Annotated in this window: 12 protein-coding genes; 3 read left to right on the forward strand and 9 right to left on the reverse strand. The window is 51.2% G+C overall.

Going from position 1 to position 14,104, the window contains the following annotated elements; genetic code table 11:
* Nucleotides 1-19 precede the first annotated feature (19 nt).
* Complete coding sequence (locus KJB30_RS14075; protein WP_214300421.1) at nt 20-1,324, reverse strand: M23 family metallopeptidase; 1,305 nt, start codon at nt 1,322-1,324, stop codon at nt 20-22.
* A gap of 316 nt (nt 1,325-1,640) precedes the next feature.
* Between KJB30_RS14075 and mscL the strand changes: the two genes are divergently transcribed.
* Together mscL and KJB30_RS14085 are read left to right on the forward strand one after the other, a co-directional pair.
* Entirely contained in the window at nt 1,641-2,075 is a 435-nt protein-coding gene (mscL, locus tag KJB30_RS14080) for a large conductance mechanosensitive channel protein MscL (RefSeq protein ID WP_214300423.1), read from the forward strand.
* Nucleotides 2,076-2,179: 104 nt separating this feature from the next.
* A complete protein-coding gene (locus KJB30_RS14085; protein ID WP_214300425.1) occupies nt 2,180-2,656 on the forward strand; it encodes a DUF4112 domain-containing protein in 477 nt (158 codons plus the stop codon).
* Here the strand turns inward: KJB30_RS14085 and KJB30_RS14090 are convergent.
* Complete coding sequence (locus tag KJB30_RS14090) at nt 2,643-2,828, reverse strand: putative signal transducing protein (RefSeq protein ID WP_214300427.1); 186 nt, start codon at nt 2,826-2,828, stop codon at nt 2,643-2,645. The genes KJB30_RS14085 and KJB30_RS14090 overlap by 14 nt on opposite strands.
* A gap of 352 nt (nt 2,829-3,180) precedes the next feature.
* Between KJB30_RS14090 and KJB30_RS14095 the strand changes: the two genes are divergently transcribed.
* Nucleotides 3,181-5,013, forward strand: a complete 1,833-nt coding sequence (locus KJB30_RS14095; RefSeq protein WP_214300429.1) for a diguanylate cyclase — start codon at nt 3,181-3,183, stop codon at nt 5,011-5,013.
* 244 nt (nt 5,014-5,257) lie between these two features.
* Here KJB30_RS14095 and KJB30_RS14100 read toward each other — a convergent pair whose 3' ends face one another.
* The 7 genes from KJB30_RS14100 to KJB30_RS14130 all read right to left on the reverse strand — a co-directional run bounded on the left by KJB30_RS14100 (nt 5,258) and on the right by KJB30_RS14130 (nt 14,037).
* A complete protein-coding gene (locus KJB30_RS14100) occupies nt 5,258-7,264 on the reverse strand; it encodes an ATP-binding protein (RefSeq protein WP_214300431.1) in 2,007 nt (668 codons plus the stop codon).
* Between the two features lie 333 nt (nt 7,265-7,597).
* Nucleotides 7,598-7,996, reverse strand: coding sequence for a response regulator (locus KJB30_RS14105; RefSeq protein WP_214300433.1), 399 nt, complete (start codon nt 7,994-7,996; stop codon nt 7,598-7,600).
* Between the two features lie 19 nt (nt 7,997-8,015).
* Nucleotides 8,016-9,467, reverse strand: a complete 1,452-nt coding sequence (locus KJB30_RS14110; protein WP_214300435.1) for a flagellar assembly protein A — start codon at nt 9,465-9,467, stop codon at nt 8,016-8,018.
* A 103-nt stretch (nt 9,468-9,570) separates the two neighbouring features.
* Entirely contained in the window at nt 9,571-11,751 is a 2,181-nt protein-coding gene (locus KJB30_RS14115; protein ID WP_214300437.1) for an ATP-binding protein, read from the reverse strand.
* Nucleotides 11,744-12,619 carry an HDOD domain-containing protein gene (locus KJB30_RS14120; RefSeq protein WP_214300439.1) on the reverse strand — a complete coding sequence of 292 codons (876 nt, stop codon included), beginning with the start codon at nt 12,617-12,619 and terminating at the stop codon, nt 11,744-11,746. Before KJB30_RS14120 ends, KJB30_RS14115 begins: the two co-directional genes overlap by 8 nt.
* The gene (locus KJB30_RS14125; protein ID WP_214300441.1) at nt 12,606-12,941 is read right to left on the reverse strand and encodes a hypothetical protein; all 336 of its coding nucleotides are present in this window, start codon (nt 12,939-12,941) and stop codon (nt 12,606-12,608) included. Before KJB30_RS14125 ends, KJB30_RS14120 begins: the two co-directional genes overlap by 14 nt.
* Before the next feature lie 262 nt (nt 12,942-13,203).
* Entirely contained in the window at nt 13,204-14,037 is an 834-nt protein-coding gene (locus tag KJB30_RS14130; protein ID WP_214300443.1) for an alpha/beta fold hydrolase, read from the reverse strand.
* Nucleotides 14,038-14,104 lie beyond the last annotated feature (67 nt).

Raw genomic sequence — 14,104 nt, forward strand, 5'->3', positions numbered from 1 at the left:
TTAGATCAAAACTCTGACGTTATTTGCCGCTGCTGCTGATGTTCAATTTGTCGGTGATATTGTTCTTGATCCATGAAGGATCCCACCATTCGACCGGGCTTACCTCCTGCCCTGAAACCAGCACGCCGAAATGGAGATGATCGCCGGCAGCCATGCCGGTGGCACCGGTATTCCCGATTATCTGACCTTTTTCCACATTGTCCCCTGCCTTGACCGCCATACGGCTCAGATGTCCATACAGTGTCTGCAACCCCAGGCCGTGATCGATGATTATGCACTGCCCATAGATGCCGAGATCACCTGCAAAGACTATGGTGCCGTTGTTGGCGGCCGGCACCGGAGCATGAACAACCGAAGCAAGGTCAAAACCGAGATGATCCTGCTGATCAACTTTCTGCTTGTTGTGGAGGTAGATGCGGGTCTGGGCAAAACCGCCCAAGGGGGCAGCATTGGGCATGCGCAGAAATGTCCCCTGCCAGAGCGGCTTGGGCGAGGTCTGCCCCCCGTATTCATACAGGGATTTTACATTCTGGGCTCGTAGCTCACCGTTTGCCTTCAAAAATATCTCCAGCGGTGTCTGTGCCTGGGGAAATTTGGTTTTAAATTCCGCAGCTACTTTCTCAAGGAAGGGTTCGGTAAGGTTTATGCGATCAATGGAAAATGGTTTGACGAGCAGATGGAAGTTAATCCCTGCCAGGCGCTCGTTGCCCGCCTTGTCGACCGCGATTACCCGGGGCACGTAGCTGTTCTGATCAATGTTGTAGGGGAAGGGAAAGAGGCAGACAAAAAGCTCTCCCTGCTGACGATAGCCGGGAACAAAACGATCACCGAAGACCACACCCGTTCGTTCCACATCTTCTGAAACCGTATAGGTTACAAGCCCTGCACCTCCCTTGATGATATTGTGCGCTGTAGTCAGCACTGCCACAACCGGCGGCTTGGTATCCATGATAAAGGAATGGCTTTGGGAGGTGCTCCTGCCACTGTAACCCTGGGTTGATGCCTTTGTTTCTATCTGCAGGTTGAAAGGGCCATCCTGAAGTCCCGCTTTCTGGAGATCAACATTTTCCCGGGCTGTGCGTGTATCGCCGGAATAACGCTTCGTCAGCACGGTAACCTTTTTATCCCCCTGATTAACGGAGACCGTCAGCATCCTCAGACCACCCCGGGGCGCCTGTAGTGTCAGTGCCAGAGGCCGTGCGGTGGATACCGGCCCCGAATCAGGGGTCAGGGTAAGCGCAGGTCCGGAAGTGCTCCAGAAGAAAATGAATACTGCCGCTAGAATTGCGATGATAACTGCGAGTATTGAAAAGAAAGCTTTCATTGTAACCTCCGGCTGAATAATCCATTTCAAACCGTATTACTGCGGCAAATTAAAAACAAGGCAGGGGCTTCCTGGTCCAAACGGACACGGCGAGCCGTGACCCTACATCTGTGTTTATATATTTAATTGCCGGAGTAATAGTGAAGCTGATATTGACAAGTGTATCAGAGCGGCGTCAGTTGTCAGATGCGCGGGGCAGGCCGTTGAATGAGCGGAAAATCTTCTGCGGAGGGGGACTATTTTAAAAATCTTGTAATCATTTAATATTGCTGTATATTTATGGTGTTTGATGGAATTCTAATCCAAGGAGGTTCGTATGCTGAAAGAATTCAAAGAATTTGCATTGAAAGGGAATGTAGTCGATCTTGCAGTTGCCGTGATCATCGGTGGTGCGTTCGGCAAAATTATCACTTCTTTTGTCAGTGATATCCTCATGCCCCCCCTGGGGATGGTCCTCGGCAAGGTTGATTTCACCAATCTCTTCATCAACCTGTCCGGCACCCCCTTCGCGACACTCAAAGAGGCCAAGGCTGCCGGAGCGCCGGTCATCAGCTACGGCGTTTTCATCAACACGGTAATTGACTTCACTCTGGTGGCCTTTGCCATTTTCATTGCCCTCAAATGGCTTTCAAAATTGAAAAAAGAGCCGCTTCCCGCGCCTCCTAACACCAAGGAATGCGGTTTCTGCTACTCGAGCATTCCCGTTAAGGCTAGTCGGTGTCCTCAATGCACCTCGGAGCTCAAAGCATAACCCGCAAATGAAACTAGAAAGTGTGATGATATACTAATGGTCAGAAACAGGTCAGCGTCAAGCTGGCCTGTTTTTTTGACGAATCCTTTGTGGGCGGACCGACCATGAATCAACTTGAAAAGGAAGCGATCAGGAAACGCATGAGGCGCCTGGCCTGGCTGATGGACAGCTCCATCACTGTTCCCGGTACAAACACAACGATCGGTGTGGATCCCCTGCTGGGGCTTTTTCCCTGGTTTGGGGATACGGTTGGGGCGGTACTGTCCAGCTTTATCATGGCCGAGGCTGCGCGACTGGGAGCCCCGAAATCTGTGCTTTTAAAGATGGCATTTAATGTTGCTGTTGATGCGCTGGTTGGTGCCGTGCCACTCGCAGGAGATATGTTCGATTTTGTCTGGAAAGCCAACCAGCGCAATGTTCAGATACTTGACGATTATCTTGAAAGGCCGCATCATACGGCAGTCACCAGCAGACTGTTCGTGATAGTGCTTATTCTCCTTTTGGGTGGATTCGTTATTTTTGTCGGATTAATGGGATTCCTTGCGTTGCGCGCACTGTGGATCGCAGTCAGCGGCTTCTGATGGACTTCAGCAGTTCCTCTGCACGTGGCACGTCTTCCTCGGCCACATGAACCTGCATGGGTCCAATGCCTCTATCAGGCACGCGGTGCAAAAAATACTCTATTCCCCCTGACTTCAGAACCGCTTCCACTCGCTCCATGTCAGTTGCGTCCTTCGGATCGTAGAATTTCATGGTGACCCCCTTCATGATTGTTTTCCACCATTATCAATTGTACCACCGTGCCCCCTGTCTGCATCCGATACATGGCAGGTTATTGAAAAACAGCCATCTCGCCGCCATCCTCGAAAGCCACCTTGTGCGGCGTAGCGCTGCTACGCCTTTGCGGGGCGTTCTCCGGTTGCGACGATCCGACTATTTTTGAACAACCTGAGTTTTTCAACAGCCTGTTAGTCGCAGCCGTCATGCGGTATTTTTTTGAACGTTGTTCAAGAATATCACAGATAATGTCAGTCCATTCGTCAAGCCCATTGGCTAACATATCGTGAAATGTTAAAATGCAGACCTCGACAGAAAGGGGCTCACAATGTTTCCCGTAAAATTATCCGGCGCACTGCCTCAGGATCAAAACGCTTCCCTCGAACCCGCCCTTTATGAGGCTATCATCTCGGCAATAGGTACTGGTGTGACGGTACAGGATCGTGGTTTCCGCGTTATCTATCAAAACAATGTCCTTCGAGAGCTTTTTGGTGATTGCGTAGGAAGTTACTGCTACCAGGCCTATAAAGATTGCAGTTCTGTCTGCGCCGACTGTCCGGTTGCGAAATGCTTTGCGGATGGTGCTATTCACACCTCGGAACGACGTCTTTCTATCAAAGGGCAGCTGTGCATATTTGAAAACACGGCGTCACCGATCAGGGATGCAAACGGCAATATTGTCGCGGCGGTTGAAGTATTGCACGACGTTACCCGTAACAAGAAAACCGAAGAGCGACTGACGTGCTTCATGGATATGTATGCGGCTCTGAACCAGACCAATAAAGCCATTATGGAGAGCGCTTCCCGGGAGGAGATGTTCAACCGGGTCTGCAATACGGCTGTAGAGTTCGGTAAATTCACCCTGGCAGTCATAGGGCTGACTGATTCAGATGGTGTAATACGATCGGTAGCTCATTGCGGAGTTGCTTCACGGTATCTTGATACCCTTGTCATTCATGCGGATGCCCGCAAAGAGGAGGGACGCGGCCCCACCGGAAAAGCCATTCGGGAGGGTGTGCCCTACGTCTGTAATGACTTTCACAGCGATCCGCTCACTACCCAGTGGCGCATTGCTGCCCAGGATCATGGTATCCACGCATCGGCTGCATTTCCACTCAAGCTCCAGGGAGCGGTAATCGGTGTCTTGAAGGTGTACTCTGATTATGCTGGGTACTTTGATGAACAAATCGTCGACCTGCTAACGGAAATGGCGGCCAACATTTCCTTTGGTCTTGAGAACTTCTTACGGGAAGAGCAGCGCAGGCAGTCTGAAGAAGCTCTTCGCGTCAGTGAAAAACAGTTGAAGATGGTTCTGGAGGGAAGTAACGACGGCTTCTGTGACTGGCACATACCTACATCCACGGTGCGAATGAGTGTACGGTATCTTGAAATGCTCGGTTATGCCCAGGGGGAGCTTGAACAGACACCCGAAACGGTGAAAAATCTGGTGCACCCGGAAGACTGGTGGCGGGTAGAGGAGCTTCTGGACGAAGAACTGGCCAGCAGGCATCCTTATTTCGAGATTGAGACCCGGATGCAGACGAAAAGTGGAGAGTGGAAATGGGTGCTTCACCGCGGTAAGGTTGTTGAATGGAATGAAAACAATATGCCTGAACGTGTGGCAGGCACCTGCACGGATATAACCCAGAAGAAAATGTACGAAGAACAGCTCAAGTATGCCAGCACCCATGATCAGCTGACAGGCCTCTATAATCGAGCTTTTTTCGACGCGGAATTTGCCCGCATCAAAGTAGGGCGCAGTTTTCCAGTGAGCCTTGTCATTGCCGATATTGATGGCCTTAAGCTGGTTAATGATAGTTTCGGCCATGCCGAAGGTGATCGATTGATACAGATGGCAGCTCAGGCGATGAAGGAATCTTTCCGCGCTGAGGATGTGGTCGCACGAATCGGAGGGGACGAATTTGCGGTTATTCTTCCAAATGCCGATGCGGAGGTCGTCAGGGAAGCTTTCAAACGGGTCCATTCCTATCAGGCAGACAGCGATCCTGCCGAGAATTACGTATTGAGCATTTCAATCGGGGCGGCCACCGCTGACAATCCAGAACAGCTTAATGAGGCGCTTAAGCAGGCGGATTCCAGAATGTACTATTACAAATTTCGTAAGAAATCGGGGCAGACAGCACGAAACTCTGAATCGTGATGAAGCAGTTCCTGGCATTGGCGCATGCGTGCCGATTTCGAAGGGAGAATAATCAGTTATAAACGAACATACCGTTCCGGTTCGATCTGCTTTCGAAATATCCACAGGAACTCTCCCCTGCGTGATGGCCATGTCTCGGCGTCTGCCTTTTTGAACATTTCAATGGGGAACAACAATCACAAACAGACCCAGGAACAATCCATCCAAAAGGCTAAAAATGCGAGTAGCTTCTTTGCTGTCTCTTTCATGATGTTTTCGTGATACAGCGCCTGATTTCCTCGTTCAGCACCCTGAATTCCAGAGGTTTGGATACATACCCGTCAAAGCCATGGTTAAGGAACTTTTCCTGGTCGTCGTGCATTGCGTGTGCAGTAAGAGCGATGATCGGTATGTGGCGCCCGGTCTCAATTTCACGCTTCCTGATAATGTGTGTGGCTTCGAGGCCATCCATTTCGGGCATCTGTATGTCCATCAGTATAATGTCAAAATCCTTCTGTTCGCATTTCGTCAGAACTTCCCTGCCGTTATTGGCAGTTTCCAGCGTATGACCGATTTTGTTCAGAAATTGCACGAACACGCTCCGGTTTACTTCGTTATCTTCAGCCAGCAGAATGTGTAGAGGTTTCCCATTCCAGGCGATGGATTGAACACATGTGCTGCTGCGGTCCCGGCGTTCGAGCTGGACATCACTTACTATAAAAGGGATCACGACATGGAATGTGCTGCCGACACCTTCAAAGCTGTCAACGTCAAATTGCCCCCCCATCAGATTCGTGAGTCTCGTACATATGGAAAGACCCAGACCGGTTCCGCCGAAATTCCTGGTGGTTGAGGCATCAGCCTGGATGAAGGGAGCAAATATCTTCTCCTTAACCGCCGGCTTTATGCCGATACCGGTATCGGCAACGCTGAAACGAAGCAGAGCCGCATCATTCTCACGTTCATCAATGGTCACGGATACGATAATACTTCCCTTTTCAGTGAACTTGATCGCGTTGCTTATGAGGTTGAGCAGAATCTGTTTCAGGCGCAGTTGATCGCCGGTGAGAGTGTCCGGCACCTGAACAGGTATCTCCATCCTGATAATAAGCCCTTTGCCATGGATCACGGATAACTGGGGTTTGATGAGATCTCCGATACTTCTTCTCAAGCTGAATGTTGTTCGTTCCAGTTCGATCTTGCCCGCCTCGATCTTCGACAGGTCGAGTACATCACTAATCAGGGTCAGCAGATTCTCCGCAGAAGCCTGGATCGCTCCAAGGCATTCCCTCTGTTTTGTTGAAAGATCGGTGAGTTCCATAAGCTGCACCATACCCATGATTCCGTTCATGGGGGTGCGGATTTCATGGCTCATGTTGGCAAGAAACTCGCTTTTGGCACGATTGGCAAGCTCAGCGGCCTCTTTGGCGGTGGCAAGCTCGGCTTCGTTCCGTTTCTGCTCGGTGACATCGCGTGCCACGCCATATATGAGATGTACATCTTCATTGTAAAAAGCATTCCAGGATAGCCATCGGAAAGAACCGTCTTTGCAGAGGTAGCGATTTTCAAATCGAGTTGTAACAAGTGCCCCGCTAAGTTGTTTGGCTATTTCATCATACGTCCGTTTGCGATCATCAGGGTGGATGAATTCGATGATTGGCTTCGCCAGTAACTCCTTTCCGGTATAGCCCAGCGTATGGGAAAAAAATGGATTAACTTTTTTGAAGTAGCCGTCGGTCCCAGCGATACACATCACTTCTGAGGAGGTGGAGAAAAATTTGAAATACTGCTCGCGTTCCAATTCAATCAGTTTGCGCTCAGTGATGTCGGTGATCATGGCTTGTTTTGAGATGGTGCCGTTGGCATTATGGATGGGAGTATTTGAAATGGCATACCAACGATCGTCTTTAGGGCTTTTTATTTCCCAGTTGATGGTTTTGCCGGCAAACACTTTTTCGTTAGGGCACCAGGAACAGACAGCATCCAACCCGTGGATGACTTTGAAACAAAACTCTCCTGTGGCATCGTAGCCGGTGCGCTCCATGAACCGCTTGTTCATGTATTCAATGCGGTAATCGGCTGAGCAGATGTAGACGAATCCTACAAAAGCCTCGATCATTGCCCGGTACCGCTCTTTGCTTAAGCGCAGAGCCGCATCCAGTTTTTTACGTTCTGGGAGATCACATCCTGTTGCTCCCAGGCAGGATGCTGCAATGTCAGTGTTAAATTCTGAAATATGGTCCAACATCTGCTGATCGCTTACAGAATCCATATCATCTCCTCAACCTCAATGGATTAAACGCAAAATCAATTACATGCACATCTTCGACAATTATCAATCCATATCACATTAACTAATACTCAATAAAGATTTTTATCTTAGGCCTTTGGTTCCTTTATCGTCGTTTCTGAGATGTCAGCTGGCTTGACTGGTGGTAGGCATCAAGGGAGCATTTATGGGTGATTGAAATCAAAGGGATGGGGGGACTTGATGGATAGGGAGGGTGATGAGTGGACAGATACCAGTATATTGCAGGGAACTTTTTACTGTCGGCCAGGGTGCCCTAAAGGTTTTGGAATCAGGGACCCTGGCCTGAGCTTGATATCAAGAGTTACACGATTCTAGACCGTGCTTACGGAGAAGTTCCTGAAAACTTTGATGCATGACCGGCTTGGTGAGGTAGTCATCACAGCCGCCTGACATCAGTGCTTCGATCATATCATCCGGGGAGCTGCTTGCTGTTACCATGAAAACTTTGGCAACCGAGCCCGGGTGAGCGGCTTCCAGGCTGCGAATATTTTTGAGGGTTTCATGGCCATCCATTCCGGGCATGGAAATATCCAGGCAGATCAGGTCAAAATTGCCCCCCTTTTGCAACGCTTCTTCGACCATCCCGAGCGCCTGCTCGCCACTTTCTGCAAAAGTAACCAACGCTATTCCTTCAAGATGAATTGCCAGCAGTTCGCGATTCATTTCAACATCATCAACTATCAGAGCCTTCATTTATCCTCCGCTGTGGCTATCAATCTTTATGTTGTTCCAGAAGCTTTGCCTGGATAAAGGTTTTTTCAATCGCCTGAGCCTTGAACGAGAGTGCTGTCATACCCAGGAAGCGAAAGCCTCCGTCGATGGTGTTCTCGATCATCGAGAGTGGTCCTTTGCGTTCTTCACGAATGTTATCGCTCAGCATGCCAAGTGTTATGTTGACGCCTTCATACAGATTTTTGCGGACATTGATTTTGGGGTTGCATATTTCATAGGTGCGTGTGCGCACCTCCTGGATCCGTTCAGTGATCAAAGTGCGATTCTTGGCAAATTGTTGGGGATCAGTTTCCCCTTTGGGGGCAGCGCTGAAATCAGCAATTAGTTGTTTAAGCTCGTTGAACAGCTGATTGAGCTCCTCCAGATCATTGTAGTTAACACCGGCAATCACGCGTGTACGCAAAGAAGATACGTTGCCGATGCTACCGCTCTCAATGCCTGCCAATGCGATGCATTCGCCTCCCGCCAGTCCTCCTTTATTGATATATACCGCTCCCAGACATCGGATCTGGCAATTCCTTACCTCAACTTCCACAGAGATGTTACCCGAACATTCAATCGCAGTCTCGTAGATGAAATTGGCGCCAAGCGATCCTGCACACTTGATTTTAGCTTTTCCCTGACCGTTCATGCCGCTGAAGAAGATATCTCCACCGGATTCAATGGTACAGACGCCGATGTTGCCGTGAATCTTGATTCCCTTGGTCGCTTTGATCGTGAAGCCGTCCAAGACATCGCCTTTGACCTCGACAAAGCCCTTAAAGGTAATGTTACCGACCTTGAAATCCACATCACCGGAAATGACGTAAAGATCTTCAACTGAAATTTCGTTGCCACGACAATATACGCGTCCCATTGCTTCGGCATAGATAGTTGCTCCGTCTTCACTCAGACGAATGTTTTGCCCCAGCAGAAGTTTGACCGGTGTGCCTCCCTGCGGTGGAATTACTTTGCCGTAGATCGTCATGCCGGCAAGTCCTTCCCCTGGCAGGTGTATCGTAGCCACCAGATCGTCGGCCTCCACATTCAAAAACGATTGGACATGACGCAGGTCTACAGTGCCGCCATCATCGTCGGATGGAGGTTCTCCCTCCAGATCATCGTTAACGGCCAACGCAATATAGCCATCATTACCGGGAACCATCGCCTCGCCATGGGCCAGCAAGAGGCCGGTCAAGGCTCTGCCGCTGGCAGCTGCATTCAAGAGGGCAGCGGTGGCCTCGGGAATAAGTCCGGTGGTGATTTTGAACTGTGCAAGAAAACCCTGCAATTCGATTTCTGTAAGTGGTGTTCCTCCAGTCGTGGTCGGTGTATAGGAACAATGGCACTCCACACAATCAGCGCTGACCAGAAACTCAAGCAGATACCCATAGCGCTTGATTTCCAGGCTGGTTTCCTTTTCCGTGGCTTTTATAAAAGTATTCTCGGCCATTTCAGTTACCTGTTGATTGCTACAAGATAGTCAAATTGATGCCACGTTAGCACGACAGCTTGGAATATTAAACCAAGATTAAAATAAATGGTCAGGGACAAACTTAAACTGCAATTCCCAAAGCGCTGATAGTCTCTGTAAAGGTGCGGTATTCCTGGTGTAACATTGCAAGCCGCTGAGGCACTTCTGTAAGATCACCCTCTTTGGCCGTTGTTTCCATTGTTGCAGCTAGCTGCTGTATCCGCAGAGCGGAGATATTTGCCGCCGCACCTTTGATAGCGTGAGCGTGCCGCCGCACTCCGTCTGCATCTTCTGCTGCCAGCGCCGTAACTAACCCTTCCAGCTGGGGCAGGACACCTTTGCAAAAGAGTCCCACGAAGCGGGGAATCATCTCTGGTCGTCCGCCAAGCCGTTCCAGTAAATCGTCTTGATCAAAAACTGCAATTGCTCCGTTCAATTCATTTGCTGCCGCCGCTGTTGCTAAACCGCCACCTGTTAATTCCACAGCAGAGCCTGTGGGACCGGCACAATATTTATTCAACAGCTGCACCAACTGGAGCGGTTTGATCGGTTTGGTCAGGTAGTCATTCATTCCAGCATCAATGCAGACCTGACGATCCTCATTCCCTGCAAAAGCAGTCATGGCCAGGATTGGTGCTGGAACCTCACGGCCGTACTCGCGCTCGAATTCCCGAATTGCTCGGCTCGCTTGCAGTCCATCCATCTCCGGCATCTGAATATCCATTAAAACAACATCAAAAGCCCTGGATGTATAGGCCTCAAGTGCTTTCCTGCCATTCTCGGCACATATGACCACGTGCCCATGGGGCTCCAGAATGGCCTGAACCAGGGTCCGGTTTATTTCCACATCTTCAGCAAGAAGAATCGTCAGGGGAGTCTGTCTGGCGGAGCTGGAGTCGGTTATAGCCTCTTCATCGATCAGCAGCTTTTCGTCCCCCAGCAGGAATTGTGAGGTGAAATGAAAACAGCTTCCCGTTCCCACCTGGCTCTCTACCCAGATTTCTCCATCCATCAGCTCCACCAGCTTTTTGCAGATGGCCAGGCCAAGTCCGGTTCCTCCGAATTTTCGTGTGGTGGAACTGTCCGCTTGCTCAAACTGATTAAAGATTCGCTGGCAGGCCTCTTCCGGAATGCCGATGCCGGTATCGTTCACCCGGATATGCAGAACGACCTTGTCTGCATTGTTGGATTTCAGACCCACTTCGACGGAAATATTGCCGTGCTGGCAGAACTTGATCGCATTGCCCACCAGGTTGGTCAAAACCTGGCGCAGCCGCCCCTGGTCGCCCACCAGGCAGGCCGGCACCGCCGAATCAACCTGGTGAAACATCTGGAGTCCCTTTTCCTCGGCCCTCACGGAAAGTATCCCCAGGCAGCGTTTCACCGCATCACGTGGACAGAAGGGTTTGTTCTCCAGTGTAAATTTGCCGGCTTCGATCTTTGAAAAATCAAGGATGTCATTGATGATCAGCATAAGACTGTCAGCTGAATCCTTGATTGCATTCAAGTACTGTTTTTCCTTCTGTGGAGTGAGCCCCCCCTGCAGCATCAGCTCGGTCATCCCGATCACCCCGTTCATGGGAGTGCGGATCTCATGGCTCATGTTGGCAAGAAAATCACTCTTGGCCAGGCTGGCTGCCTCGGCTTGCAGGCGGGCTTCTTCCAGATCACGGGTCCTCAACTGTACCCGCTCTTCCAGGTGCTGGGTATGATCATGCAGCATGCCGTACAAAACGGTACTCTCCAAGGCATAGGCGCAGGTGTGCAACACGATGGTAAGGGCATTTAAGGAAGGAGCATCCAGTGCCGCCGAGTTACCAGGCAGCGTAGCGACAAACATTCCCCTGACACGGGACTGGGTGGCCACAACCTGTAATATCAGGGTTTCTCCCGTTTCAGTCGGAACCAGTACGGCCTGGTTACGGTTGAGCGCCCACGCAAAGGTACCATCCATCATGCGTGTATCAATCAAAGATTGCAGGGTATCCTGGGCAATGGCGGGATCAGCCGCCAGCAGTTCAAAGCTGCCGTCTGATTCGCAGGAAAGAAAACCGATCGATTGGAACGGAAAAAGCCGTCGCAGCTGGCAGATAGTGGCCCTGTAAATCGCTTCTTCGTCTTTAGCCCGACTGAGATCGCCTTGATATTCACTGCTGGAGGCGAGCATCTCAAAGATCGATATGAAGCGCAGGTTGGATTCCTCGAGATAGCTGATTCTTTCCTGGAGGAATTCGGGGGACCTGGAGATGTTCTGGTCAGACATCCATCCCTCCCGAAAGAATCGAAAAAGTCTCGCTGATCTGGGGCTCCGACTGTTTCAGGACGGTTTCCAATACATGGGCCGACAATCCCAACCGTTCCCAGGCGCGCTCATCAAGCGGCGGTACCCCCCTCTCGGCTCCCTGTCCCATCTCCATGGCCTCGCACATTATATCCGCAAGGTGAATCAGAGCTGTTTCAAGGTGGAACTGCTCGGCAGCCCCAGGGGTATGATGACACGCTACCGGCTCAACGATACTGGCAGGGATTTTCCATTTTTTCAGGAGCGCTCCGCCTAGTTCGGCGTGATCAAAGCCAAGTCGTTCCCGTTCCAGCTCCAGATAAAACCTGCCGTTATCTTGCTGTGTTTCCAGAAGTTCACGGCTCATCTCGGGCCGTGATGCAGCCAGAACAATCTGGCCCACATCGTGAAGCATGCCGGCGACAAACATCCGCTCCACGTTTGACTCGCGCAGATAGATTGCCAGACTGCGGGCAATGATGCCGCAAGCGACACAGTGTCGCCAGAACGAAGTCATGTTCAGCAGGTTTTCCGGAATGCCTTTGAAAACTCCCATTATCGAGGCAGCCAATGCCAGATCCCGTAACTGCTGGGTTCCGATGATGGTCACCGCCTTTGTGATCGAATCGACCTTCGCATAACAGCCAAACATCGGGCTGTTGGAGAGCCGCAGCAGTCGTGCAGTGAGTCCCTGATCCTCGGTGATGATTTTGGAGATGTCATCAACGGAGCTGCGAGGATGATTTATCGTCTCATTCAAACGTTCATAGAACAAAGGGAGCGAATAAACCGTGCCGGTTTCTTCCACCAGCCGGTCAAGGGTGGTGACCGGATAATTAGACAAAGCCATGGTGCACCTTTCGTAACGCCGCAACCCGTATGAGCTCTATGATCGCAGGATGTTCCCGATTGGTATGCCTGAAAAGCGGGTCCAAAGCCTGTTCGGCAGCCGCAAGTTCCTGGGGATCAACGTCCGCTGGTATCAGATCCGCGGCTTCATCAGCCCCCTGGCCGACAATATCGGCTTCCAACACTCCCCACGTCCGGAAAATGACAAGATGTTTCGGAGTTAATTCCGCTCCGGCTCCCAATAGCATGCGCCCGGAGCGATCAAGAACATCAGCGGCCAGCACCATGCCGGTTTCAATGTTTTCTATAGCAATCTTTCCCACATGCCCCCCAAAGGTTTGACATGGCGTGACGGAGTAGAGTCGAACCAGCCAGTGAAGCCGACTCATTATTAATGAAAAGAGGGAATTTTACCACTACTAACAGCATGGTAGAGGGTAGGAGGGATGCTACGGTAAGATGGGAATTAAGGGGTTTGAGGTGGTTTGTAAAATGAAAGTGCTCAGACTCGAAAGAAAGCTCAGTATCCTCCAAATAACGGCCCTGCGGGCGAGGCGGGACAACTCCCGCATCGCCCGCTGCCAACTATGCTCGCAGGAACTCAAGCAGCGCCTTGTTCACCTCTTCCGGATGGGTCCAGTTCAGGCCATGGGGGCCTCCCGGCACGACGACCAGACGGCTGGTCTCGGCAAAGCGGCTCATCCGCTCTCCTGTGACCGCCAACGGCAGTGTCCGGTCATTGTCCCCATGGATGACCAGGGTGGGGATGCGGATCTTCCGCAGATCGGCGCGGAAGTCGGTCAGCCATGACCTGACGCAGTCATGGGTGGCCACAGGCGAAGCTGCGGCGGCAATGTTCCAGCTGAGCCGGAGCGCTTCCTCGCTGATCCGCTTTCCTTTCAATGCTTCTGCGCTGTAAAACTTGTCGAGAAATGCCGTGAGAAAAGCCGGACGGTCTTCGAAAACAGCCTTCTGAATTCCGGTGAACACACTTTCTTCTATCCCTTCAGGGTTGTCGGAGGTCTTCAGCAGGAAAGGTGTGACGGCCGCCATGAAGACTGCCCGCTTCACTCGCTCGGAGCCGTGAGTCCCGAGGTAGCGGGCAACTTCGCCTCCTCCCATGGAAAATCCGACCAGCGTGGCGTCCCGGATGTCCAGCTTTTCCATCAGCGTGTGAAGGTCGCTGGTGAGGGTGTCATAGTCGTAGCCAGTGGTCGGTTTGGAAGAATGGCCGAAGCCCCTGCGGTCATAGGTTATCACCCGATAGCCGGATTTCACCAGGACCGGTACCTGCTTCTCCCACGACGCGCTGGAGAGCGGCCAGCCATGGATCAGTATTACCGGTTCTCCTGAACCGTGGTCTTCGTAGTAGAGATCGATGTTGCCGGAATTTTCCCGGCCGACGGTAATGAAGTTCATAGAGCATCTCCTTGTTCGCATCCGACGTGTCCTGCTCTTGAAGCGTACCACCTCCTGAGGCAAGGTC

The sequence above is a fragment of the Pelotalea chapellei genome (genome assembly GCF_018531195.1).
Lineage (GTDB): Bacteria > Desulfobacterota > Desulfuromonadia > Geobacterales > Pseudopelobacteraceae > Pelotalea > Pelotalea chapellei.